The organism is Micromonospora rifamycinica (assembly GCF_900090265.1).
In the GTDB taxonomy this organism is placed as follows: Bacteria; Actinomycetota; Actinomycetes; order Mycobacteriales; family Micromonosporaceae; genus Micromonospora; species Micromonospora rifamycinica.
In genome coordinates, this window is record NZ_LT607752.1 from 2247650 (window position 1) to 2273316 (window position 25667).

5 protein-coding genes are annotated in these 25667 nt (G+C 75.6%); 1 reads left to right on the forward strand and 4 read right to left on the reverse strand.

The window, feature by feature from the left end; genetic code table 11:
* Positions 1 to 42: 42 nt before the first annotated feature.
* Positions 43 to 819 (reverse strand): thioesterase II family protein, encoded by a 777-nt coding sequence (locus GA0070623_RS09120; RefSeq protein WP_067311868.1) that lies wholly within the window; start codon positions 817 to 819, stop codon positions 43 to 45.
* Between the two features lie 400 nt (positions 820 to 1219).
* On the reverse strand, positions 1220 to 2983 hold the full coding sequence (locus GA0070623_RS09125) for an MFS transporter (protein WP_067311871.1): 1764 nt from the start codon (positions 2981 to 2983) through the stop codon (positions 1220 to 1222).
* 82 nt (positions 2984 to 3065) lie between these two features.
* On the opposite strand from GA0070623_RS09125, the gene GA0070623_RS09130 reads away from it, so the two are divergent.
* A complete protein-coding gene (locus GA0070623_RS09130) occupies positions 3066 to 3653 on the forward strand; it encodes a TetR/AcrR family transcriptional regulator (protein ID WP_067311874.1) in 588 nt (195 codons plus the stop codon).
* Positions 3654 to 3738: 85 nt separating this feature from the next.
* On the opposite strand, the gene GA0070623_RS09135 is transcribed toward GA0070623_RS09130, so the two are convergent.
* Both GA0070623_RS09135 and GA0070623_RS09140 read right to left on the reverse strand, forming a co-directional pair.
* A complete protein-coding gene (locus tag GA0070623_RS09135; RefSeq protein ID WP_067311877.1) occupies positions 3739 to 4005 on the reverse strand; it encodes a PqqD family peptide modification chaperone in 267 nt (88 codons plus the stop codon).
* A gap of 216 nt (positions 4006 to 4221) precedes the next feature.
* Positions 4222 to 25545 (reverse strand): SDR family NAD(P)-dependent oxidoreductase, encoded by a 21324-nt coding sequence (locus tag GA0070623_RS09140; protein WP_407937972.1) that lies wholly within the window; start codon positions 25543 to 25545, stop codon positions 4222 to 4224.
* Between the last annotated feature and the right edge of the window lie 122 nt (positions 25546 to 25667).

The following is a 25667-nucleotide window of genomic DNA, read 5'->3' on the forward strand; positions in this document are numbered from 1 at the left end:
GGGCACCGGTTCACCGGTGCCCCCGCTCCGCCGTCGCCCGACTCAGCCCGCCGGAGTCGCGGGCAGCTTCCGCCCCAGCTCGGCGCCGATCAGCCGGATCACCTCGGCGGCGTGCTCGTTGAGGAAGAAGTGCCCGCCCCGGAACACCCGCACGTCGCACTCGGCGCTGGTGTGCAGCCGCCAGTCGCGCGCCTCGTCCACGGTGGTCATCGGATCGCTGTCGCCGGTGAGCACGGTGACCGGCGCGTCCAACCGCCGCCCCTCCTCGGCCCGGTAGGTCTCCACCGCCTTGTAGTCCCCGCGCAGTGCGGGCAGGATCATCGGCAGCAGCTCCGGGTCACCCAGCACCCGCGGGTCCGACCCGCTGAGCCGGGCCAGCTCGCGGAGCACCCCGGCGTCATCGCGGGTGTGCACGTACCGCTCGTCCCGGGTACGCGACGGTGCCCGGCGACCGGACGCGAACAGCCGTACCGGCGGCCGGCCGGTCTCCTGTTGCAACCGCAGCCCCAGCTCGTAGCCGAGCACCGCGCCCATGCTGTGTCCGAAGATCGCCACCGGCCGGTCCAGCCACGGTCGCAACGCGCCGAACACCCCGTCGACCAGGCCGGCGACCGTGTCCAGCACCGGCTCGTGCCGGCGGTCCTGCCGGCCCGGGTACTGGATCGCCAGCACCTCGACCCCGGGCGAGAGTGCCCGGGAGACCGGGAACAGGTAGCTGGCGGAACCACCGGCGTGCGGTAGCGCCACCAGCCGGATCGCGCTCGACGGCGCCGGATGGAACCGCCGCACCCACAGGTCGTTCTCAAGCGTTGCCGTCATCACTGTTCCTCTGGGATCGACGCTGCGGGCCTGACCCGCAGCGGGACGCCTACGGCGGAGGGCACCCGGGCCGGCCCGCCGGTGGCGGATCGTCGGGGCGGCCCGCCGGTGGCGGAGGGCTCCCCGGCCGGACCCGCCGGTCACGTGCCGTCCGGGCGTATCGTGACCGTCCCGGAACCGGCATCGCCGCTGCGTCGCCCGCGGGTGTCATCGCCGCTTCCGTGCCGGGGTGGCGGCGTCCCGTCGGGACACCGCCGCCGTCGACGAAGCGAGCGTAGGAACACCGGGGGACCGGGACAACCCCTAGCCGGCGCCCCGGCCCCCTAGCCGACGCGGCGCGGACGGGCGGGCCGGATCAGCCGGATCCGGCGGGTACGCCGGGGGCCGCCCGGGAGCGCGGTCAGGCCACCGGATGCGCCGGGCGGTGCCCGGCCGGCGTGGCCGACTCCGGTCCGATCCGGATCTCGGTGCCCGGCCCGGCGTCGGCCCGGCCGGTGCCCCCGGTGACCGTGTCCCCCGACGCCGTGGCCTCGGCCGGCGCGGCAACCGGACCGGCACCGGCGGCCAGGGTCGGGTCGGCAGGGGCCGGGTCGGCAGGGGCCGGGGTCGGGGTGTCCTCCGGTCCACCGGCCGGCTGCTGCCCGGGGACCGACACGCCCACGTCACGCAGCAGCACGGCCGCCAGGACCGCCGTCACCACCAGGATGCCGGCCGAGACGACCGCGGCGACCCGCAGCTCGTCGGCGAACGCCGCACGGGCCACCGTCACCAGCGTCTCCGCCGCAGTGGTGGACAGCGTCCGGCTCTCCTCGACCGCGCCTCCGAGGGTCTCCCGCGCGGTGACCCAGGAGTCCGCCGGCACGCCGTCGGGGGCCGCCCCGGAGAGCTGCCGCCGGTAGACGAACGTGCCGATGCTGCCGAGGATCGCCACGCCGAGCGCGGCACCGAACTGGCTGCCCGTCTCGGAGAGCCCGGCGGCGGCACCGGCCCGCTCCGGCGGCGCGGTGGAGACGATCAACTCGGCGCTCAGGGTCAGCACCATCGCGATGCCGCCCGTCATCAGGGCCTGGCCGACCACCACCTGGGTCAACCCGACCTCGTCGCCGACCTGGGCGAGCACCAGGCAGCCGGCGGCCCCGACCAGCAGGCCACCGGCGGCGACGTAGGCCCGCCGGAAACGCTGCGCCAGCATCGGGGCCAGCACCGCCGCGCCGATACCCGCCGCGCCCGCCGCCGGCAGCGACCAGAGGCCGGCGCTGAACGGCCGCAGCCCGAGCACCAGCTGGAGGTACTGGCTGATGAAGAACATGAAACCGACCAGCGCGAAGTTGGCGAGCACGTTCATCACCACCGCCGCGCTGAACGCCGGGGCGCGGAACAGCCGGACGTCGATCACCGGGTCGGCGACCCGTCGCTGGCGCAGCACGAAGACGGCCAGCAGGATCAGCCCGCCGACCACCCCGGACACCTGGGGCCAGTCGACGCCGTCCTCGGCGAACTGCTTGACGCCCCAGATCATCGGCAGCACGGCGACGAAGGCCAGCACCGTGCTGAGCAGGTCGAGCCGCCCGGCCGCCGGGTCACGGAACTCCGGCAGCAGCAGCGGGGCGAGCACCAGCAGGAGCAGCATGATCGGCACGTTGATCTCGAAGACGGTGCCCCAGGAGAAGTACTGGAGCAGCGCACCCCCGGCCACCAGGCCGATGACGCCGCCCGCGGAGAACCCCGCCGCCCAGAGCCCGATCGCGGCCCGACGCTCGTTCTCGTCGTGGAACATGTTGCGGATCAACGACATGGTCGACGGCATCAGCGTCGCCCCGGCGGCGCCCATCACCGCCCGGGTGCCGATCAGCATGCCGGGACTGGTGGACAGGGCGGTGGCCGCGGAGGCCACCCCGAACACCGCCGCGCCGATCATCAGCAGCCGACGGCGGCCGATCCGGTCGCCCAGCGTGCCCATCGGGATCAGCAGGCCGGCCAGCACGAAGGCGTAGACGTCGGTGATCCAGAGGAGTTGGCTGCCGGTCGGCTGGAGATCCGCCGTGATGAACGGCAGGGCGTACGACAGCACGGTCATGTCCATGCTGATGATCAGAGTCACCAGGACGAGTACCGCGAGACCGATCCACTCGCGACGACCGGCCTTTGCCTGCGCTGTAGCCATGGCCGAAAGCTACCATCGAATTTATACAGGCGTATACATCCGATGGGTGAATTAGGGGGTGGTTCCGAGTAGGGTGACGCCCGTGGGTCATCGGGAACGCCTGCTGGCAGGGGCCAGAGTCTGCCTGTACGAGCGCGGCTACACGCGCACCACCGCCCGCGACATCGTTGCCGCCTCAGACACCAACCTGGCGTCGATCGGCTACCACTTCGGCTCCAAAGAGGCCCTGCTGACCGCCGCCCTGGTGCAGGCGTTCGAGGAATGGGGCGTCGAGATCGACCGGGTGCTCCGCGACGGCACCCAACCCGACCTGCTGGACCGGCTGGAGTCGATGTGGTCCGGTCTGGTGGAGTCCTTCGGCACCCACCGGCCGCTCTGGGTCGCGGGGATCGAGGCGTTCGCGCTGGCCGAACACCTGCCGGTGCTGCGGGAGCAGCTGGCCGACAGCTACTCCCGGGCCCGCCCGGCGCTGGCCGCCTTCGTCATCCGCGACGGCGGCGAGAACGTCAGCGACGGCACCCGTAGGGCCCTCGGCTCGTTCCTGCTGGCCCTGATGATCGGCCTGACGGTGCAGCGGCTGCTCGACCCCGAGGCGGCCCCGTCCGGCAAGGAGCTGGCCCGGGCGCTGCAACTGATCGTCGGCGCGATCAACACCCCCACCGGCGACTGACCCCACCCGGAACAGGGGTCCGGGCCGCCCCGCCCCGACGGCCGGCACGCCGGCAGGGGGTCGGTAGGGGTACCGGGCCACCCGGTCACTCCACCCGCACCAGGCCGGCACGGAGCAGGTCCTCCAGCCACACGTCGAAATCCCGTCGGGTGATCACCGGATCGGCCGCCCACTGTCGGGCGAGGACCCCGGCGGCGCGCTCCGGTGAACCGCCCTGCTGCTGCAACGCGATCCACATCGCCGCGGCGGTCGCCCCGAACCGGTAGCGCACTCCGGCCTGCTGGCAGGTCAGCTCCAGCTGCCCGCTCCGGGTGACCCTGGCGACGATCCCCTGTTCGAGTCGCACCCGCATCCTCCCTGCCTCCCCGTGTCCACCATGGTGGGACCTGCGGCGAACCGACACCTCCAGCCGCACGACCACTACCGTACGAGGTCACCTGGTGACGCGATACGGTCGTGGACCCACGCCGAAGGTGGACAAATACCCACCCTTCTCCGGGGAGGAAGCCCGAGGCCCGCCGAACGCCATGGGCGTCGACGGACCCCGGGCCGGCCCGACGGAGGCAGGTCAGTCCGATGCCTCCAGTTCGTCGTCGAGGATGTCGAACAACTCGTCGGCGGAGACCGATGCCAGGTCCCGGGTGGCCGGCTCCACCGCCGCCACGCCGTACGCCGTGTTCCACCGGGCCACCAGCCCCTGGAGCCGGACGGAGATCCGGCCCCGCTCCGCCTCGTCCGGCACCGTGCCGTCCAGCAGCGCCTCCAGCCGGGCCAGCTCGGCCTCCAGCGACGGGGCGGCCGGCAGGTCACCGGTCAGCTCCGTCCGCACGAACCGGGCCACCGCCGCCGGACTGGGGTGGTCGTAGATGAGCGTCGCGGACAGCCGCAGGCCGGTGGCCGCGCCGAGACTGTTCCGGAACTCCACGGCGGCCAGCGAGTCGAACCCCAGCTCCAGGAAGCCCTTGTCCATGTCGACCACGTGTGGACGGGCATGGCCGAGCACCTCGGCCGCCTGCCCCCGCACCAGCTCGGTGACCAGCCGGTCGGCCTCCTCCGCCGGCAGGCCGGCGAGCCGGTCGGCCAGCGACCGTTCCCCGGCCGCCGGGCCACCCGCCGCCCGCCGCGCCGGGGCGCGCACCAGGCCGCGCAGCAACGGCGGCACCCCCTCGCTCCGGGCCCGGATCGCGGCCAGGTCGAGACGGACCGGGAGCGCCAGGGCCGGAACCGGCCGGGTGGTCGCGTCGAACAGCGCCAACGCGTCCACCGTGGACAGCGCGGTCACCCCGGACCGGGCCATCCGGCGCAGGTCCGCCTCGCCCAGGTGAGCGGTCATCCCACTGCCCGACTCGGCCCACAGGCCCCAGGCCAACGAGGTGCCGACCAGCCCGTGCGCCCGGCGGTGCTGGGCGAGAGCGTCCAGGTAGGCGTTGGCGGCGGTGTAGTTGGCCTGACCGGCACCACCCAGCGTGGCCGCCGCCGAGGAGAACAGCACGAACCAGCGCAACGGCAGGTGCAGGGTGAGTTCGTGCAGGTGACGCGCGGCCTCCGCCTTGGGGGCCAGGACCGCCGCCAACCGCTCGCCGGTGAGCGCCGGCAGCAGACCGTCGTCGAGCACACCGGCGGCGTGCACCACCCCGGTCAGCGGGTGCGCGGCGGGCACCGCGTCGAGCAGGTCCGCCACCGCCGACCGGTCGGCCAGGTCGCAGGCGACCACCGTCACCTGCGCACCGGCCGCCGACAGTTTGGCGACCAGCTCGTCCACCCCGGGCGCGGCCGGGCCACGCCGGCTGACCAGCAGCAGCCGCCGTACCCCGTGCCGGGTCACGGCGTGTTCGGCGACCAGCCGGCCCAGCCCGCCGGTGCCGCCGGTGACCAGCACGGTGCCGTCCGGATCCGGGCCGGCGGGCAGCTCACCCGCGGGCACCGGCAGCGGCGCGAGCCGGGGCGCGAGCAGCCCGCCGGGGCGTACCGCGAGCTGTGGCTCGGCAGCGGCGGCGAGCGCCGCGCGCAGCCCCGCCGGATCCGCGCCGTCCACGTCGACCAGGACGAACCGGCCCGGACTCTCCTCCTGGGCGGCCCGGACCAGGCCCCAGACCGTGGCGTCCACCGGCCGGGGCACGTCCTCGCCCTCGCCCGTGGCGACCGCACGGGTGGTCACCAGCACCAGCCGCGCCCCGGTGAACCGGTCGTCGGCGAGCCACCGCTGGAGCAGCTCCAGCGCCCCGGTGGTCGCCGGCACCGTCGAGTCCCCCGCCGCCCGCCAGGGCACCACGACGGTCTGCGGCGCGACCCCGGTCCGCCCGACCTCGGCCGCCAGCGCGACGAGATCCGGATGGTGGGGCACCCCGAGGCCCAGGTCCGTGTCGCCGAGCACCACCGTACGGTCGGTCGGCCCGGCCGGCGCGGTCGGCACCGGGGTCCAGACGACCTGGTAGAGCGCGGAACGGTGGGCGGTGCCGGCTGGGCCGAGCTGGTCGGCCGCGAGCGGCCGGACCACCAGCGAGGCGACCGAGGCGACCGGAGCGCCGTCGGCGTCGGCCAGCTCGAAGGCGATCTCGTCCGGGCCGGTCCGGGTCAGCCGGACCCGCAGCGCCGCCGCGCCGGTGGCGTGCAGGGCGACCCCGCGCCAGGCGAACGGCACCTCGAGCCGGCCCTCGTCGGGCCGGTCCGGCTCGGCCAGGTCCAGGGCGTGCAGCACGGCGTCGAAGAGTGCCGGGTGCAGGCCGAACCGCCCGGCCGAGGACCAGGCGTCCTCGGGGAGCGCCACCTCGGCGTACACCTCGTCGCCCTGTCGCCAGGCGGCCCGCAGCCCCTGGAACAGCGGGCCGTAGTGGTATCCGGCCTCGGCCAGCCGGTCGTAGCGGCCGTCCAGGTCGACCGGGGTGGCACCGGTCGGCGGCCAGGTGTCCCCGACGGGCGCGGCCGGCGCGGCGGGGGCCACCGGGGCCAGCACGCCGGTGGCGTGCCGGGTCCACCCGTCGACCCCGTCCGCCGGGCGGGAGTGCACGGTGACCGGGCACCGTCCCGACTCGTCGGGCGACCCGACCACCACCTGGAGGTCCACCCCGCCCCGCTCCGGGACGGTCAGCGGGGCCTGGAGGGTCAGCTCCTCCACCAGGGCGCAGCCGACCTGGTCACCGGCGCGCACGGCGAGTTCCACGAACGCCGTCCCGGGCAGCAGCACCGTCCCGGCGAGGGCGTGGTCGGCCAGCCACGGGTGGGTCCGCAGCGAGAGCCGGCCGGTCAGCACGGTGCCGTCGGCGTCGGCCAGGCCGACCACCGCGCCGAGCAGCGGGTGGGCCGCCGGACGCTGGCCGAGGCCCGGCACGTCGCCACCGCCCGCCGGGGCGTCCAGCCAGAGTCGACGCCGCTGGAACGGGTACGTCGGCAGTGCGGTGACCCGGGCGCCGGTGGGCGCGAACCAGGCTCGCCAGTCCACCGGGACACCCCGGGTGTGCAGGGTGGCGAGGGCGGTCAGCAGGGTCGCCGCCTCGTCCCGGCCGCCCCGCAGCACCGGCACCAGGGCGGCCCGGTCGGTGTCGGTGACGCAGTCCCGGCCCATCGCGGTGAGCACCGCGTCCGGGCCGACCTCCAGGTACGTGGTGACGCCGGCAGCCTCCAGGGTGGCGATGCCGTCGCCGAACCGGACCGCCTCCCGGACGTGCCGCACCCAGTACCCCGGGTCGCAGATCTCGTCGGGGTCGGCGAGCCGGCCGGTCAGGTTGGAGACCACCGGCACCCGCGGCGGGGCGAAGGCCAGGCCGGAGAGGATCCGGTGGAACTCGGCCAGCATCGGCTCCATGTGCGGGGAGTGGAACGCGTGGCTGACCCGCAGCCGCTTGGTCCGGCGTCCCCTGGCCCGCCAGCCGTCGGCGATCGCGCCCACCGCGTCGTGGTCACCGGAGATCACCACCGCGTGCGGTCCGTTGACCGCGGCGATGCCCAGCTCCGCCTCGCGTCCGGCCAGCTCCCGGCGTACCTCCGCCTCGGACGCCTCGACGGCCACCATCGCGCCGTCCTCGCGCATGCCCTGCATCAGCCGGCCCCGCGCGGTCACCAGGGTGGCGGCGTCGGCCAACGACATCACCCCGGCCACGTGGGCCGCGGCGACCTCGCCGATGGAGTGCCCGGCGACCAGGTCGGGCCGGATCCCCCACGAGTCGAGCAGGCGGAACAGCGCCACCTCGATGGCGAACAGCGCACTCTGGCTGTAGACGGTCTGGTCGAGCAGGGCCGCGTCGGCGACGTCCGGCTCGGTGTAGAGCACCTCGCGCAGCGGACGGTCCAGCTTCGCGTCCAGGTGCGCGCTGACCTCCTCGAACGCCTCGGCGAACGCCGGGTACGCGGCGGCCAGCTCGCGGCCCATGCCGAGGCGCTGGGCGCCCTGACCGGTGAAGAGCACGGCGAGCTTGCCGGCCGACGGCGTGCCCCGGACCACCTCGGCGGGGTCGCCGCCCCGGGCCAGGTCCCGCAGGGCGCGCAGCGCGTCCTGGCCCTCGGCGGCCACCACGACGGCCCGACGTTCCAACGCCGCCCGGGTGGTGGCCAGCGAGTACGCCACGTCGAGGTCGGCACCGGTGTCGGCGACCAGGCCGGCCTGGACCCGCAGCGCCTCCTCCGACCGCGCCGACAGCAGCCACGGCAGCACCGGCGGGGCGACGGTCGCGGGCTTGTCGGTCGGCGGTTCCGTCACCGGGGGTGCCTGTTCGAGGATGACGTGCGCGTTGGTGCCGCTGATGCCGAACGACGACACCCCGGCCCGCCGCGGCCGGTCCAGCTCCGGCCACCGCTGCGGCTCGGTGAGCAGCCGCACCTCCCCGGCCGACCAGTCCACCTGTGGCGACGGCTCGTCCACGTGCAACGTGCGGGGCAGCAGGTCGTGGCGCATCGCCAACACCGCCTTGATCACCCCGGCCACCCCGGCCGCGCCCTGGGTGTGCCCGATGTTCGACTTCACCGAGCCGAGCCACAACGGCCGGTCCGTCGACCGGCCCTGGCCGTAGGTGGCCAGCAGGGCCTGCGCCTCGATCGGGTCGCCCAGCGTGGTGCCGGTCCCGTGCGCCTCCACCAGGTCGACCTGGTCGGCGGGGACGTCCGCGGCGGCCAGCGCCTGCCGGATCACCCGCTGCTGCGACGGGCCGTTCGGCGCGGTCAACCCGTTGGACGCGCCGTCCTGGTTGACCGCCGAGCCACGGACCACCGCGAGCACCCGGTGACCGTGCCGTTCGGCGTCGGAGAGCCGCTCCAGCAGCAGCATGCCGACGCCCTCGGACATCGTCGTGCCGTCCGCGCCGGCCGCGAACGACCGGCACCGCCCGGCGGCGGAGAGTCCGCGCTGGAGACTGAACTCGACGAAGGTGGCCGGGGTGGACATCACCGTCACCCCGCCCGCCAGCGCCAGCGAGCACTCCCCCGACCGCAGCGCCTGCACGGCCAGGTGGATGGCGACCAGCGACGACGAGCAGGCGGTGTCGACGCTGACCGCCGGCCCCTCCAGCCCCAGGGTGTACGAGATCCGGCCGGACGCCACACTGGACATGCTGCCGTTGCTCAGGTAACCGGCCAGCTCGTCCGGCACGGACGGCAGCCGGCTGCCGTAGTCGTGGTACATGACGCCGGTGAAGACGCCGGTCGGGCTGCCCTTGAGCGACAACGGGTCGATGCCCGCCCGCTCCAGTGCCTCCCACGAGCTCTCCAGCAGCAGCCGCTGCTGCGGGTCCATCGCGGTCGCCTCGCGCGGGCTGATCCCGAAGAAATCCGGGTCGAAGTCGGCCGCGTCGTAGAGGAAACCACCCTGCGTCGAGTACGTCCGGCCGGGCCTGCCGGGCTCCGGGTCGTACAGGGCGTCGAGGTCCCAGCCCCGGTCGGTGGGGAACGGCGAGATGGCGTCCGCCCCGTCGAGCAGGAGCTGCCACAGGTCCTCCGGGCTGCGTACCCCGCCGGGGAAGCGGCAGCTCATCGCGACGATCGCGATCGGCTCGTCGGCCACCGGGCGGGGGGCGTCGGCCCGTACCACGTCGACCGGGCCGCCGACGACCGTCTCGTGCAGGTGGTCGGCGAGCGCGGTCGGGTTCGGGTAGTCGAAGACCAGGGTGGCCGGCAGCCGCAGCCCGGTGGCGGTGTTCAGCCGGTTGCGCAGCTCGACAGCGGCGAGCGAGTCGAACCCGAGTTCCTTGAACGCCCGGGTCGGGTCGACGGCGGTTCCGCTGTCGTGGCCGAGGACTGCCGCGACGGCGGCCCGGACCAGGTCGAGCAGCATCCGGTGCTGGTCGTCCGGGCCGAGGGCGGCGAGCTGCCGGTGCAGGCCGGAGCCGGTGGCCGGGGCGGCCCCGGTGGCCGCCGTCCGCCGGGCGGGCAGCCGGACCAGCCCCCGGAACAGCGCCGGCAACTGCTGGCCCTGGGCCCGCAGCGCGGCGGTGTCCAACCGGACCGGCACCAGCACCGGCGCGTCGGTGGCGACCGCCGCGTCGAGCAGGGCCAGGCCCTGCTCCGAGGCGATCGGCAGGACGCCGGAACGGGCCATCCGGGCCACGTCCGCCTCCCCGAGGTGCGCGGTCATCCCGCTGCGCTGCTCCCAGAAGCCCCAGGCCAGCGAGACCGCCGGCAGGCCGAGCGCCCGTCGGTGCCCGGCGAGGGCGTCGAGGAAGACGTTGGCGGCGGCGTAGTTGCCCTGCCCGGCACCGTCGAGCACCCCGGCGGCGGAGGAGAACAGCACGAACGCGGACAGCTCCCGGTCGCGGGTGAGGTCGTGCAGGTGCCAGGCCGCGGTGGCCTTGGCCCGCCAGACCGCGTCGAGCTGCGCCGGGGTCAGCGTGGCCAGCAGCCCGTCGTCCAGCACGCCGGTGGTGTGCACCACGGCGGCCAGGGTCGGGATGCCGTCCAGCAGGGCGGCGACGGCCGCCCGGTCGGCCAGGTCGCAGGCGGCCACCTCGACGTCCGCGCCGAGCGCGGTCAACTCGTCGCGCAGCTCGACCGCGCCGGGGGCGGCCAGCCCCCGCCGCGACACCAGCACCAGGTCCCGGACCCCGTGCCCGGCGACGAGATGCCGGGCCACCAGCGCGCCGAGCACGCCGGTGCCACCGGTCACCAGCACCGGACCCTCGGCCCGCCAGGTCCCGTCGACACCGGTCGCCCGGACCAGGCGGGGCACCCGGACCTGCCCGTCCCGCAGCGACAGCTCCGGCTCACCGGTGCCCACGGCGGCCAGGATCTCCTCCACCGGGGTCTCCGGATCCGCGTCCACCAGCACGAACTGGCCCGGGTTCTCCACCTGCGCGGCCCGTACCAGACCCCACACCGGGGCGTGGGCGAGGTCGGTGCCGCCGTCGACGGCACCGTGGGTGACCACCACCAGCCGGGCGGCGGCCTGCGCCGGATCGGCGAGCCAGGACTGGAGCAGGGCCAGCGTCTCCGCCGTGGCCCGGTGGGCGGCGGCGGCCCGGTCGGGGTCGTCGCCGGCCGGGGTGAGCGGGGCGAGCACCACGTCGGGGACGCCCAGACCGATCCCTTCGAGGTAGCCCCACGACTCGGTGGCGGTGCCGGTGGGGACGGTCGTCCAGTCGACCCGGTAGAGGTCGCCCTCGGTCGGACCGGCGGCGGTGAGCTGGACCGGACGGGAGACGAGCGCGCCGACGACGGCCACCGGGGCACCGTGGACGTCGGCGAGGTGCAGGGTGGCGGTCTCCGGCCCGGCGGCGGTGATCCGCACCCGCAGCGCGGTCGCGCCGGTGGCGTGCAGGGTCACCCCGGTCCAGGCGAACGGCAGGTACGGCGGCCGACCGGCGGGCACCGGCTCGCCGAGCCCCACCGCGTGCAGGGCGGCGTCCAGCAACGCCGGGTGCAGACCGAAGCGGCCCGCCTCCGCGTGCGCCTCCTCCGGGAGCGCCACCTCGGCGTACACCACGTCGCCGACCCGCCAGGCCGCCTGCACGCCCTGGAACACCGGGCCGTACTCGTAGCCCTGGGCCACCAGGTCGTCGTAGAGGCCGGCGACCGGCACCGGCACGGCACCCGGCGGCGGCCAGGCGGTCAGGTCGAACGCGGCCCCGGGGTCGTCGGCGGAGAGGATGCCGGTGGCGTGCCGGATCCAGCTCTCGGTGTGCTCCGGCCGGGAGTGCACGGTGACCGTGCGCCGGCCGTCGTCGTCGGGGGCGCCCAGCAGGAGCTGCACCTGGACGGCCCCCCGCTCGGGCAGCACCAGTGGGGCGTGCAGGGTCAGCTCGTCGAGGTGGCCGACGTCGGCGTGGTCACCGGCGTGCAGCACCAGCTCGACGAAGGCCGTGCCGGGCAGCAGCACCGTGCCGTTGACGGCGTGGTCGGCCAGCCACGGGTGGGTGTCCAGGGAGATCCGGCCGGTGAAGAGCACCTCACCGGAGGAGGCCATGCCGACCGCCGCGCCCCAGAGCGGGTGGCCGGCGGAGCCGAGCCCGGCCGAGGCCAGGTCGGCGGTGCCGCCGACGGCGTCGATCCAGTACCGGCGGCGCTGGAACGGGTAGGTGGGCAGCGGCACCTCGCCACGGGGACGCGCCGGCAGCACCGGCGACCAGTCCACCGCCACGCCCCGGGTGAACGCCTCGCCCAGCGAGGTCAGCCACCGGCGCAGGCCGCCCTCGTCCCGGCGCAGCGAGCCGACCGCGGCGACCTCGACGCCCGCGTCGGCGGCGGTCTCCTCGATCCCCATGGTCAGCACCGGGTGGGCGCTGCACTCCAGGAACACCCGCATGCCCGCGCCGAGCAGCACCCGGGTGGTCTCCTCGAAGCGGACCGTCTGCCGCAGGTTCGTGTACCAGTACCGGGCGTCCAGCCCGGCGGTGTCGAGGACACCCGCGCTGACCGTCGAGTAGAACGGCACGCTGGCGGCGCGGGGGGTGATCCCGGCGAGGACGTCGAGCAGCCGCTGCTCGATCCGCTCCACCTGGGCGGAGTGCGAGGCGTAGTCGACGTTGACCCGCTTGGCCCGGACGCCCTCGGCGGTGAGGGCGGCGACCAGGTCGTCGACCGCGTCGGGGTCGCCGGAGACGACGACCGAGGAGGTGCCGTTGACGGTGGCGACGGAGACCCGCCCGGCGTAGCCGGCCAGCCGCTCGGCCACCAGCCGCTCGGGCAGGCCGACCGAGGCCATCGCGCCCCGGCCCGCCAGCTCCTCGGCGATCGCCAGACTCCGTAGCGCCACCACCGCCGCGCCGTCCCGCAGGGACAGACCGCCCGCCACCACGGCGGCGGCGATCTCGCCCTGCGAGTGGCCGATCACCGCGTCCGGCCGCACGCCGTACGAACGCCACAGCCCGGCCAGCGACACCATCACCGCCCACAGCACCGGCTGCACCACGTCCACCCGGTCCATCGACGGCGCACCGGCGACTCCCCGCAACACGTCGGTCAGCCGCCACCGCACGAACTCGGACAGGGCCGCGCCGCACTCGGCGATCCGCTCGGCGAACACCGGCGACGAGTCCATCAGCTCCACCGCCATGCCCAGCCACTGCGAGCCCTGGCCGGGGAAGACGAAGACGGTGCCGCCCCGGAGCACGCCGGGGGCGACGCCGTCCTCGGCGAACGCCCGTGCCCCGGCGACGAAGTCGGCCCGGTCGCCGACCAGCACCGTCCGCCGGTCCAGCACCGCCCGCCCGGTCGCCAGCGCGTACGCCAGGTCACCGGCCCGTGCGCCCTCGTCGGCGGCCACGGCGGCCACCCGGGCGGCCTGCTCCCGCAGCGCCTGGTCGGTGCGGGCCGAGAGCACCCACGGCAGGACCGCCGGCTCGGGGGCGTCGGCCGGCGGTTCCGCCACCGGGGCGGCCTGTTCGAGGATGACGTGCGCGTTGGTGCCGCTGATCCCGAACGACGACACCCCGGCCCGCCGCGGCCGGTCCGACTCCGGCCACCGCTGCGGCTCGTTGAGCAGCCGCACCTCCCCGGCCGACCAGTCGATCTGCGGCGACGGCTCGGCGGCGTGCAACGTCCGCGGCAACAGACCGTTCCGCATCGCCAACACCATCTTGATCACGCCGGCCACCCCGGCCGCACCCTGGGTGTGGCCGATGTTGGACTTGATCGACCCCAACCACAGCGGACGGTCCGCCGACCGGTCCTGCCCGTAGGTAGCCAGCAGGGCCTGCGCCTCGATCGGGTCGCCGAGGCTGGTGCCGGTGCCGTGCGCCTCCACCACGTCCACCTCGGTGGCCGGGATACCGCCGGCCGCCGCGAGGGCCTGCCGGATCACCCGCTGCTGCGACGGACCGTTCGGCGCGGTCAACCCGTTGGACGCACCGTCCTGGTTGATCGCCGAACCCCGGATCACCGCCAGCACGTGGTGACCGTGCCGCTCGGCGTCGGAGAGCCGCTCCAGCAGCAGCATGCCGACACCCTCGGACATCACGGTGCCGTCGGCACCGGCCGCGAAGGACTTGACCCGACTGTCGGCGGCCAGGCCACGCTGGAGGCTGAACTCGACGAAGGTGTCCGGGGCGGACATCACGGTGACGCCGCCGGCCAGCGCCAGCGAACACTCCCCGGCCCGCAGCGCCTGCACGGCCAGGTGGATCGCCACCAGCGACGACGAGCACGCCGTGTCGACGCTGACCGCCGGCCCCTCCAACCCCAGCGTGTACGAGATCCGGCCCGAGGCCACGCTGGCCATGCTGCCGTTGCCCAGGTAACCGACCAGGTCCTCGGGGACCTCCGGCAACCGGCTGGCGTAGTCGTGGTACATCACCCCGGCGAAGACCCCGGTGAGGCTGCCGCGCAGCGAGGTCGGGTCGATCCCGGCCCGCTCCAGCGCCTCCCACGAGGTCTCCAGCAGCAGCCGCTGCTGCGGGTCCATCGCGACCGCCTCGCGCGGGCTGATCCCGAAGAAGTCCGGGTCGAAGTCGGCCGCGTCGTAGAGGAAACCGGCCTCCATCGAGTACGTCTTGCCGGGCTTGCCGGGCTCCGGGTCGTAGAGGTTGTCGAGGTCCCAGCCCCGGTCGGTGGGGAACGGGGTGATCGCGTCGCCGCCGTCGACGAGGAGCTGCCACAGCTCCTCGGGGGTACGCACGCCCCCGGGATAGCGGCAGCTCATCGCCACGATGGCGACCGGCTCGTCGTCGGCGACCGCGGTGGCGACGGTCGCCGCGACCGGGGTGGCCGCCCCGACGAGCCGGGTGTGCAGGTAGTCGGCGAGCGCGGTCGGGTTCGGGTAGTCGAACACCAGGCTGGCCGGCAGCCGCAGCCCGGTCGCGGTGTTCAGCCGGTTGCGCAGCTCCACCGCGGCCAGCGAGTCGAAGCCGATCTCCCGGAACGCACGGGTGGGTTCCACGCTGGCGGGGCTGTCGTGGCCGAGCACCGCGGTCACGTCGACCCGGACCAGGTCGAGCAGCAGGTGTCGCTGCTCGGTGTCGGTCAGACCGGCCAGCCGCCGGTGCAACGCCGATCCGCCGGCCGGCGTCGCGCCCGCCCCGGCGGCCCGCCGGGCCGGCAGCCGGACCAGGCCCCGGAACAGCGCCGGCAGCTGCTGGCCCTGGGCACGCAGCGCGGCGGTGTCCAACCGGACCGGCACGAACACCGGCGCGTCGGCGTCGACCGTCGCGTCCAGCAGGGCCAGGCCCTGCGCGGAGCTGATGGGCAGGATGCCGGAGCGGGCCATCCGGGCCAGGTCGGCCTCGCCAAGGTGCGCGGTCATCCCGCTGCGCTCCTCCCACAGCCCCCATGCCAGCGCGGTCGCCGCGAGACCGAGCCCGCGCCGGTGCTCGGCGAGAGCGTCGAGGAACACGTTGGCCGCGGCGTAGTTGCCCTGCCCGGAACCGTCCACCACGCCGGCGGCCGAGGAGAACAGGACGAACGCCGCCAGGTCCCGGTCCCGGGTCAGCTCGTGCAGGTGCCAGGCCGGGGTGGCCTTCGCCCGCCAGACGCCGTCGAGCTGCGCCACGGTCAGCGAGGTCGTCAACCCGTCGTCGAGGACGCCGGAGGTGTGCACCACCGCCGCCAGCCCGGGGATCCCGTCGACCAGGGCGGCCACGGCGTCCCGGTCGGCCAGGTCGCAGGCGACCACCTCGACGGCGGCGCCGAGCCCGGCCAGCTCCTCACGCAGCCGGGCGGCCCCCGGGGCGTCCGGTCCGCGCCGGGAGACCAGCACCAGGTCACGGACACCGTGCGTGGTGACCAGGTGCCGGGCGACCAGCGAGCCCAGCACGCCGGTGCCGCCGGTCACCAGGACCGGCCCGCGCGCCCGCCACCCGGTCCCGCCGGGGGCGGCGCGGACCAGCCGAGGCACCCGTACCTGCCCGTCGCGCACCGACAGCTCCGGCTCGCCGGTGCCGACCGCCGCCACGATCTGCTCGACCGGAGTCTCCGGGGCGGCGTCGACCAGCACGAACTGGCCGGGGTTCTCCGCCTGCGCGGCCCGGACCAGACCCCACACCGGAGCCTGGACCAGGTCGGTGACGCCATCGGCCGCGCCGCTGGTCAGCACCACCAGCCGGGACTCGGTCGACCGGGGGTCGGCCAGCCAGCGCTGGAGCAGCCCGAGCACCGCCGCCACGGTGGCCCGCGACGCCGACTCGACGTCGGCCGGGGCGGCCGACGGGTCGGCGAGGCGGGTGAGCACCAGCTCCGGGGCCTCGTCGGCCAGCTCCTCCAGGTAGGCCCAGGAGGTGGCCGGGGCGGCGGTCACCGGCACCGGGCTCCAGTCGACCCGGTAGAGGTTGCCGTCGGGGGCGTCCACGGCGGCGAGCTGCACCGGCCGGGACACCAGCGCACCGACCTCGGCCACCGGCGCACCGGTCGGATCGGCCAGGTGCAGCGACACCGCCCCGGTGCCCGCCGGGGTGACCCGGACCCGCAGCGCGGTCGCACCGGTGGCGTGCAGCGTGACGTCCGTCCAGGCGAACGGCACCGACGGCGGCCGGTCCGCCGACGCCTCCTCGCCGATCCCCACCACGTGCAGCGCCGCGTCCAGCAGCGCCGGGTGCAGCCCGAAGCGCGCCGCGTCGGCGTGCGCCTCCGCCGGCAACGACACCTCCGCGTACACCGTCTCGCCGGCCCGCCAGACGGCCTGCACGCCCTGGAAGACCGGGCCGTACTCGTACCCCTGTGCCACCAGGTCGTCGTAGAACCCGGTCACCGGCACGGGCACCGCGCCCGGCGGCGGCCAGGCCGTCAGGTCGACGGCGGGAGCGGCCGGCGGGTCGGCGAGCACGGCGGTGGCGTGCCGGGTCCACGGCAGGTCCGGGTCGGCGTGCTCGGGACGGGAGTGCACGGTGACGGTACGTCGGCGTGCCCCGTCGTCGGCCGTCGTCAACAGCTGCACCTGCACCGCGCCGCCGCCGGTCAGCGGCAGCGGGGCGTGCAGGGTCAGCTCCTCGAGGTGCCGCAGCCCCACGTGCTCACCGGCGTGCAGCACCAGCTCGACGAAGCCGGTGCCGGGCAGCAGCACCGTGCCGGCGACCGCGTGGTCGGCCAGCCACGGGTGGTCGTCCACCGAGAACCGGCCGGTGAAGAGCACCTCCCCCGACTCCGCCATGGACACCGACGCGCCCCACAGCGGGTGGCCCGCCGCCCCGAGGCCCACCGACGCCACGTCGGTCGCCGCGCTGGTCGCGTTGATCCAGTAGCGGCGGCGTTGGAACGGGTAGGTGGGCAGCTCGGTGCCCCGGGCGCCGGTGGGCGCGAACCAGGCCCGCCAGTCCACCGCCACCCCCCGGGTGTGCAGGGTCGCCAGGGCGGTCAGCAGGGTCGTCGGCTCGTCCCGGCCGGCCCGCAGCACCGGCACCAGCGTCACCGCGTCCTCGTCGGTCACGCAGTCCCGGCCCATCGCGGTGAGCACCGCGTCCGGGCCGACCTCCAGGAACGTGGTGACGCCGGCAGCCTCCAGGGCGGCCACCCCGTCGCCGAACCGCACCGCCTCCCGGACGTGCCGCACCCAGTAACCCGGGTCGCGCAGCTCCTCCGGGTCCGCCAACGCACCTGTCACGTTGGACACCACCGGCAGCTGCGGCCGGTCGTAGGTCAGGCCGGCGAGGACCTCGTGGAACTCCGTCAGCATCGGTCCCATGTGCGGCGAGTGGAAGGCGTGGCTCACCCGCAGCCGCTTGGTCCGCCGTCCCCGCTCGCGCAGCTCCGCCGCGACCGACTCCACCACCTCGGCGTCGCCGGAGACGACCACCGCCCGGGGGCCGTTCACCGCCGCGATGCCCGCCCGCGCCTCCAGGCCGTCCAGTGCCGCACGCACCTCCGCCTCGGACGCCTCGACGGCGACCATCGCGCCGTCCTGCCGCATCGACTGCATCAGCCGGCCACGCGCCGCCACCAGGGTCGCCGCGTCGGCCAGCGACAGCACCCCGGCCACGTGGGCCGCCGTCACCTCGCCGATCGAGTGCCCGGCCACCAGGTCGGGCCGGATCCCCCACGACTCCAGCAGCCGGAACAACGCCACCTCGACGGCGAACAACGCGGCCTGGCTGTAGACGGTCTGGTCCACCAGGGCGGTGTCGCCGGCCTCGGGCTGCTCGTACAGCACCTCCCGCAACGGCCGGTCGAGCTTCGGGTCCAGCTCCGCGCACACCTGCGCGAACGCCTCCGCGAAGGCCGGGTACGCCGCCGCCAGCTCACGGCCCATCCCCCGGCGCTGCGCGCCCTGACCCGTGAACAGCACGGCCAGCTTCCCGGCCGACGGCGACCCGTACACCACGTCGGCCGTGTCGGTCCCGTCCGCCACGCAGCGCAGGGCACGGAGCGCGTCCGCGCCGGTGGCGGCCACCACGACCGCCCGGCGTTCCAACGCGGCCCGCGTCACCGCCAGCGAGTACGCCACGTCGAGGTCCGCGTTCGTGCCGGCGATCCGGTCCGCCTGCGCCCGCAGCGCCTCCACCGACCGGGCGGACAGCAGCCACGGCAGCACCGCCGGGCCGACGGGCTCGGGGGTGTCGGCCGGCGGTTCCGCCACCGGGGCGGCCTGTTCGAGGATGACGTGCGCGTTGGTGCCGCTGATCCCGAACGACGACACCCCGGCCCGCCGCGGCCGGTCCAGCTCCGGCCACCGCTGCGGCTCATTGAGCAGCCGCACCTCCCCCGCCGACCAGTCGATCTGCGGCGACGGCTCCTCGGCGTGCAGGGTGCGCGGCAGCAGGTCGTTGCGCATCGCGAGCACCATCTTGATCACGCCGGCCACCCCGGCCGCACCCTGGGTGTGCCCGATGTTGGACTTGATCGACCCCAACCACAACGGCCGGTCCCCCGACCGACCCTGCCCGTAGGTCGCCAACAACGCCTGCGCCTCGATCGGGTCACCGAGCGCCGTGCCGGTGCCGTGCGCCTCCACCACGTCCACCTCGGTCGCCGGGATGCCCCCCGCCGAGGCCAGGGCCTGCCGGATCACCCGCTGCTGCGACGGACCGTTCGGCGCGGTCAACCCGTTCGACGCACCGTCCTGGTTCGTCGCCGAACCCCGGATCACCGCCAGCACCTGATGGCCGTGCCGCTCGGCGTCGGAGAGCCGCTCCAGCAGCAGCATGCCGGCCCCCTCGCCCCAGCCGGTGCCGTCGGCCCCGGCGGCGAAGGACTTCGACCGGCCGTCCCTGGCCAGGCCGCGCTGGAGACTGAAGTCGAGGAAGGTGTCCGGAGTGGCCATCACGGTGACGCCGCCGGCCAGCGCCAGCGAACACTCCCCGGCCCGCAGCGCCTGCACCGCCAGATGGATCGCCACCAGCGACGACGAGCACGCCGTGTCGATCGACACCGCCGGCCCCTCCAACCCGAGGGTGTAGGCCACCCGGCCGGAGACGATGCTGGCGAGGCTGCCGTTGCCCAGGTAGCCGGCCAGCTCGTCGGGCACCTGGTGCAGCCGCAGCGCGTAGTCGTGGTACATGACTCCCGCAAAGACACCGGTCGGGCTGCCCTTGAGCGAGGTCGGGTCGATCCCGGCCCGCTCCAGCACCTCCCACGAGGTCTCCAGCATCAACCGCTGCTGCGGGTCCATCGCCGTCGCCTCGCGTGGGCTGATCCCGAAGAACTCCGCGTCGAAGTCGGCCGCGTCGTAGAGGAAACCCCCCTCCATCGAGTACGTCCTGCCGGGCTTGCCGGGCTCCGGGTCGTACATGCCGGCCAGGTCCCAGCCCCGGTCGGCCGGGAAGCCCGAGACCGCGTCGGTGCCGCTCTCCAGCAGCGTCCAGAGCTGCTCCGGGGTGCTCACCCCGCCGGGGAAGCGGCAGCTCATCGAGACGATCGCGATCGGTTCCTGGGTGAACGGGGTCGGCGCGGGATCCGACGTCGTCACGTCCGCGCCGGAGCCCGACACGGTGGCGACCACGAACTCGGCCAGCGCCGCCGGGGTCGGGTAGTCGAACGCCAGGGTCGCCGGCAGCCGCAGCCCGGTGGCCGCCTTGAGCCGGTTGCGCAGCTCCACCGCGGCCAGCGAGTCGAAGCCCAGCTCGTTGAAGGCCCGGCGCGGCTCGATCGCGTCCGCGCCGTCGTGCCCGAGCACGGCGGCGACGTGCTCGCGGACCAGGTCGAGGGTGAACCGGTCCCGTTCGGCCGGGCTGATCGTGGCGAACTGCCGGGCCAGCCCCTGCGTCGCGTCCGCCGGGCCGGCCGCCTGGGCGCTGCGTCGTGCCGGCAGCGGCACCAGGCCGCGCAGCAGCGCCGGCACCCCGTCCGGCCGGTTGCGCAGCGCGGTCAGGTCGACCCGGACCGGGGCGAGCACCGGCTCGTCGACGCCGAGCGCGGCGTCGAGCAGGGCCAGGTTCTCTGCCGGGGTGAGGCCGGGCATGCCGGAGCGTTCGATCCGCTGCAACGCGGCGGCGTCCAGCTTGCCGCCCATCCCGCTGTCACCGGTCCACAGCCCCCAGGTGAGCGCGACGGCGGGCAGCCCGGCGGCCCGGCGGGCGACGGCCAGCGCGTTGAGGGTGGCGTTCGCGGCGGCGTAGTTGCCCTGCCCGGCGCAGTCGAGCAGGCTCGCCAGGGAGGAGAAGAGCACGAAGGCGGTCAGGTCGGCGTCGCGGGTCAGCGCGTCCAGGTGGAGCGCGCCGTCCAGCTTGGCCCGCAGCACCGCGTCGAGCCGGTCCGGGGTGAGCGAGCCGATCGTGCCGTCGTCGACGATGCCGGCGGCGTGCACCACGGCCCGCAGCGGCCGGTCGGCCGGGACGGCGGCGAGCAGCGCGGCCAACGCGTCGGCGTCGGCGGCGTCGCAGGTGGCCACCTCGACGCTCGCGCCCGCTGCCTCCAGCTCCGCGCGCAGCGCCGCCACACCGGCCGCCGCCGGGCCGCTACGACTGGTCAACAACAGATGGCGTACGCCGTGCCGGCCGGCCAGGTGCCGGGCGACGTGCGCGCCGAGCCCACCGGTGCCGCCGGTGACCAGCACCGTGCCGTCGGTCGGCCAGCTGGTGGCGGTGCCGGCGTCGGCGTCGGCGTCGGCGTCCTTCGGGGCGGTGTCGGAGCCCGACAGGGCCGCGTCGGAGCTCGGCAGGGCGGGCGGGGCGACGGCGACCCGGGCGAGCCGGGGCACACTGATCCCGCCGTCGCGTAGCCGCAGTTCCGGTTCGCCGGTGGCCAGGGCGGCGGTCAGCAACGACGTCGGTGCGTCGGTGAGCTGGACGGTGACGAACCGGTCCGGGTTCTCCGTCTGCGCGGCCCGGACCAGACCCCGGACCGCCTCGGCGGCGAGGTCGTCGACCCGGCTGACGAAGACCAGCCGGGTGCCGGCCAGCCGCGCGTCGGCCAGCCACTGCTGGAGCAGCGCCAACGCGTCGGCGGTGGCGGCCCGCACGTCACCGGTGGTGACGCCGACGAACGCCCACTCCGGGGCGGTGGCACCGGCGTCGATCGCCGCGCCCAACGCGGCCGGGTCGGCGTGCCGGATCGCCGTGCCGATCCGCTCGTCGCCGAGCACCACCCAGCGGGGGGTGCCCGCCGGGGCGGGCCGGTGGCCCAACGTCGTCCACTCCAGCCGGAACAGCCGCTCGTGGTAGCCGCCCCGGGCAGCGGTGAGCTGCGCGGTGGAGACCGGCCGGGAGACGAAGGAGCGCACCGAGGCGACCGGTGCGCCGGTGGTGTCGGCGAGGGTCACCGACACGCTGTCCCCGGCGGCCGGGGCGATCCGGACCCGCACCTCGGCCGCACCGGCGGCGTGCAGGGTGACGTCGTTCCAGGCGAACGGGATACGCACCTCGCCGTCGGCGGGCTCACCCCGGCGGGCCGCGTCGATGGCGTGCAGGGCGGCGTCCAGCACCGCCGGGTGCAGGCCGAAGCGGGCCGCCTCGGCCCGGCTGTCGGCGGGGAGCGCGACCTCCGCGTACACCTCGGGGCCACGTCGCCAGACGGCCTTGAGCCCCTGGAACACCGGGCCGTAGCCGTAGCCCTGACCGGCCAGCTCGGCGTAGACGCCGGCCAGGTCGACCGGCCGGGCGTCGCGCGGCGGCCACTCGGTGAGCGGCTGCCCGGCGTCGGCGGCCTGCGGGGCGAGGAAGCCGCTGACGTGACGGGTCCAGAGCTGCCCGTCCGGGTCGGCCCCGTCGGGGCGGGAGTAGACGGCCACCGGGCAACGGCCGGCCGGGTCGGCGACCCCGACGACCACCTGGAGGGCCACGCCGCGCTCGTCCAGCGCCAGCGGGGCCTGGAGGGTCAGCTCCTCCACCGTGGGGCAGCCGACCTGGTCGCCGGCCCGGACCGCCAGCTCGACGAAGGCGGTGCCGGGCAGCAACGCCACGCCGGAGATGGTGTGGTCGGCCAGCCACGGGTGGCTGCGCAGCGACACCCGTCCGGTGAGCACCATCCCGTCACCGCCGGCCAGCCCGACCACCGCGCCGACCAGCGGGTGGCCGGCGGCGAGCTGACCGAAGCCGGTCGCGTCGGCGCTGCCCCCACCGGAGGACATCCAGAACCGGCGACGCTGGAACCGGTAGGTGGGCAGCGCCACCCGGCGGGCGCCCCGCCCGGCGAAGAACGCCGCCCAGTCCACCGGCACCCCGCGCACGTGGGCGTGGGCGACGGCGGCGACGACACCGGTCTCCTCGTCCTGGTCGGGGCGCAGCAGCGGGACGAAGGCGGCGTCGGCGTCCTCGCCCAGGCAGGCCGGACCCATCGCGGAGAGCACACCGGCCGGTCCGAGTTCGAGGAAGGTGCCGACCCCCTCGTCGGCCATCGCCCGCACCGCGTCGGCGAACCGGACGCTGTCGCGGACGTGCCGCACCCAGTACCCGGGGTCGCACAGCTCACCGGAGAGCACCGGCCGACCGGTCACCGTGGAGACGATCGGGATGGTCGGCGGACGGTAGCTGAGCACCTGGGCGAGCCGGTCGAACTCGGCGAGCATCGGGGTCATCAGCGGCGAGTGGAAGGCGTGGCTGACCCGCAGCCGCTTCGTCCGGTGCCCGGCGGCGGCGAGGGCGGCGGCGATCTCCAGCACGGCGTCCTCGTCCCCGGAGAGCACCACCGAGGTCGGGCCGTTCACCGCCGCCAGGCCCGCCTGGGCCTCGCGGCCGGCGAGCAGCGGGCGGACCTGTTCCTCGGTGGCCTGCACCGAGACCATCGCGCCCCCGGCGGGGAGCTGCTGCATGAGCCGGCCGCGCGCGGCGACCAGGAGCGCCGCGTCCTCCAGCGAGAGCACCCCGGCGACGTGGGCGGCGGCCAGCTCACCGATCGAGTGCCCGGCGAGCAGGTCGGGCCGGATCCCCCAGGACTCCAGCAGCCGGAACTGGGCGACCTCCACGGCGAACAGCGCGCACTGGGTGTAGGCGGTCTGGTCGAGCAGGGCCGCCTCGGCGGTGCCGGGCTCGGCGAACAGGACGTCGGCCAGCGGCACGTCCAGTTGCAGGTCCAGCCAGCCGCAGGTGTCGTCGAACGCGGCGGCGTAGACCGGGTGGCTGCGGTACAGCTGCCGGCCGGCGCCGAGTCGCTGGCTGCCCTGGCCGGTGAACAGGAAGCCGAGCCCGCCACCGGTGGCCGGCCCGAGGTGTACGCCGGACGGGCCGCCGCCGTCGGCGAGGGCGGCGAGGTCCCGGGCCACGCCGGCCCGGTCCCCGGCCACCAGCACCGCCCGGTGCTCCAGCGCGGTCCGGGTGGTGGCCAGCGAGTACGCGACGTCCAGCAGCTCCGGGGCGTCCCCGTCGGTGTCCACGACGGCGAGCAGCGCGGCGGCCTGGTCGCGCAGCGCCGCCTCGTTGCGGGCGGAGAGCACCACCGGCAGCACCCCGCCGGGCTGCTGCGGCACGGCGGCGACGGCCTCGTCGGCGACGGCCGGCGGCTCCTCCACGATGACGTGCGCGTTGGTGCCGCTGACCCCGAACGAGGAGACCCCGGCCCGGCGCGGGTGGCCCGGGTCGTCCCACGGCCGCGCCTCGGTGAGCAGGGCGACGGTCCCGGCGGACCAGTCGACGTTGGGGGTGGGCGCGTCGACGTGCAGGGTGCGCGGCAGCACCCGGTGCCGCATCGCCATCAGCACCTTGATCACACCGGCGACACCGGCGGCGGCCTGCGAGTGGCCGATGTTGGACTTCAGCGAGCCGAGCCAGAGCGGCCGGTCGGCGGGGCGGTCCCGGCCGTAGGTGGCGATGATCGCCTGCGCCTCGATCGGGTCGCCGAGCCGGGTGCCGGTGCCGTGCGCCTCGACCAGGTCGACGTCGGTGGGGGCCAGCCCGGCCGACGCCAGCGCGGACAGGATCACCCGCTGCTGGGACGGCCCGTTCGGGGCGGTCAACCCGTTGGACGCGCCGTCCTGGTTGATCGCCGACCCGCGGATCACCCCGAGCACCCGGTGGCCGTTACGAAGGGCGTCGGAGAGCCGCTCCAGCACCAGGATGCCGACGCCCTCGGCCCAGCCGGTGCCGTCGGCCGCCGCCGCGAACGGCTTGCACAGGCCGTCCGGGGCGAGACCCCGCTGCCGGCTGAACGCGGTGAACGCGCCCGGGTGCACCATCACCGCGACCCCACCGGCGAGCGCGGTGGTGCACTCCCCCCGCTGGACGGCCTGGCAGGCCAGGTGCAGGGCGACCAGGGAACCCGAGCAGGCGGTGTCCACGGTCAGCGTCGGCCCCTCGAAGCCGAAGGTGTAGGCGAGCCGGCCGGACACCACGCTCGGCGCGTTACCGGTGAGCAGGTAGCCGTCCAGGCCCTCCGGGGCCTCGTGCAGCCGGGGGCCGTACTCCTGCGGCTCGGCGCCGATGAAGACGCCGGTCTGGCTGCCGCGCAGCGACGCCGAGTCGATGCCGGCGTCCTCCAGCGCCTCCCAGGCGGTCTCCAGCACCAGCCGCTGCTGCGGGTCCATCGTCATCGCCTCGCGCGGGCTGATGCCGAAGAACTCCGCGTCGAACTCGGCCGCGCCCTCCAGGAAGCCGCCCTGGCGGACGTAGGTCTTGCCGGGCTTGCCCGGGTCCGGGTCGTACAGCCCCTCGGTGTCCCAGTCCCGGTCGGTCGGGAAGTCGGTGATGACGTGCCGGCCCTCGAAGACCAGCCGCCACAGGTCGTCGGCGGAGGTGCTGTGCCCGGGGTAGCGGCAGCCGATACCGACCACCGCGATCGGCTCGTCGTCGGCGGTGGGCCGGCGCGACGGCGCGACGGCCGGGGCGGGGGCGGCGTCCCCGCCGAGCAGGCCGCGCAGCAGCCGGCCGACCGCCTGCGGCGTCGGATGGTCGAAGACCAGGGTGACCGGCAGGTCCAGGCCGGTGGCGGCGGTGAGCCGGCGGTGCAGCTCGACCGCGGCGAGCGAGTCGAAGCCCAGGTCGCGGAAGGGCCGGCCCGGCTCGACCGCGTCCGGGCCGTCGGGCAGCACGGTCCGCAGCACGTCGCGGGCCTGCTCCCGGACCAGGGCGGTGAGCGCCCGGTCCCGCTCGTCGGCCGTGCGGCCCTCCAGCCGCCGCCGCAGTGCCGACAGCGCGTCGGGCTGGGCACCGGTGGGGTTCACGGACTCGCTCATGGCACGCTCCACTAGGTCTCCGGGTTCGACGCCCGGCTCGGTGTGTCGGCTTTCGGCGCCCGGTCACGGCGAGGCCGCCACGACCGGTAGGGGACCGGTCGCGGCGGCCTCACGACGACCGGTGGGGGTTCACC

Bases quoted from the DNA above. Each gene is read 5' to 3' on its own strand.
- GA0070623_RS09135 (WP_067311877.1), bottom strand. From the start codon at position 4,005: ATGCGGGTGCGACTCGAACAGGGGATCGTCGCCAGGGTCACCCGGAGC.
- GA0070623_RS09120 (WP_067311868.1), bottom strand. From the start codon at position 819: ATGACGGCAACGCTTGAGAACGACCTGTGGGTGCGGCGGTTCCATCCG.
- GA0070623_RS09125 (WP_067311871.1), bottom strand. From the start codon at position 2,983: ATGGCTACAGCGCAGGCAAAGGCCGGTCGTCGCGAGTGGATCGGTCTC.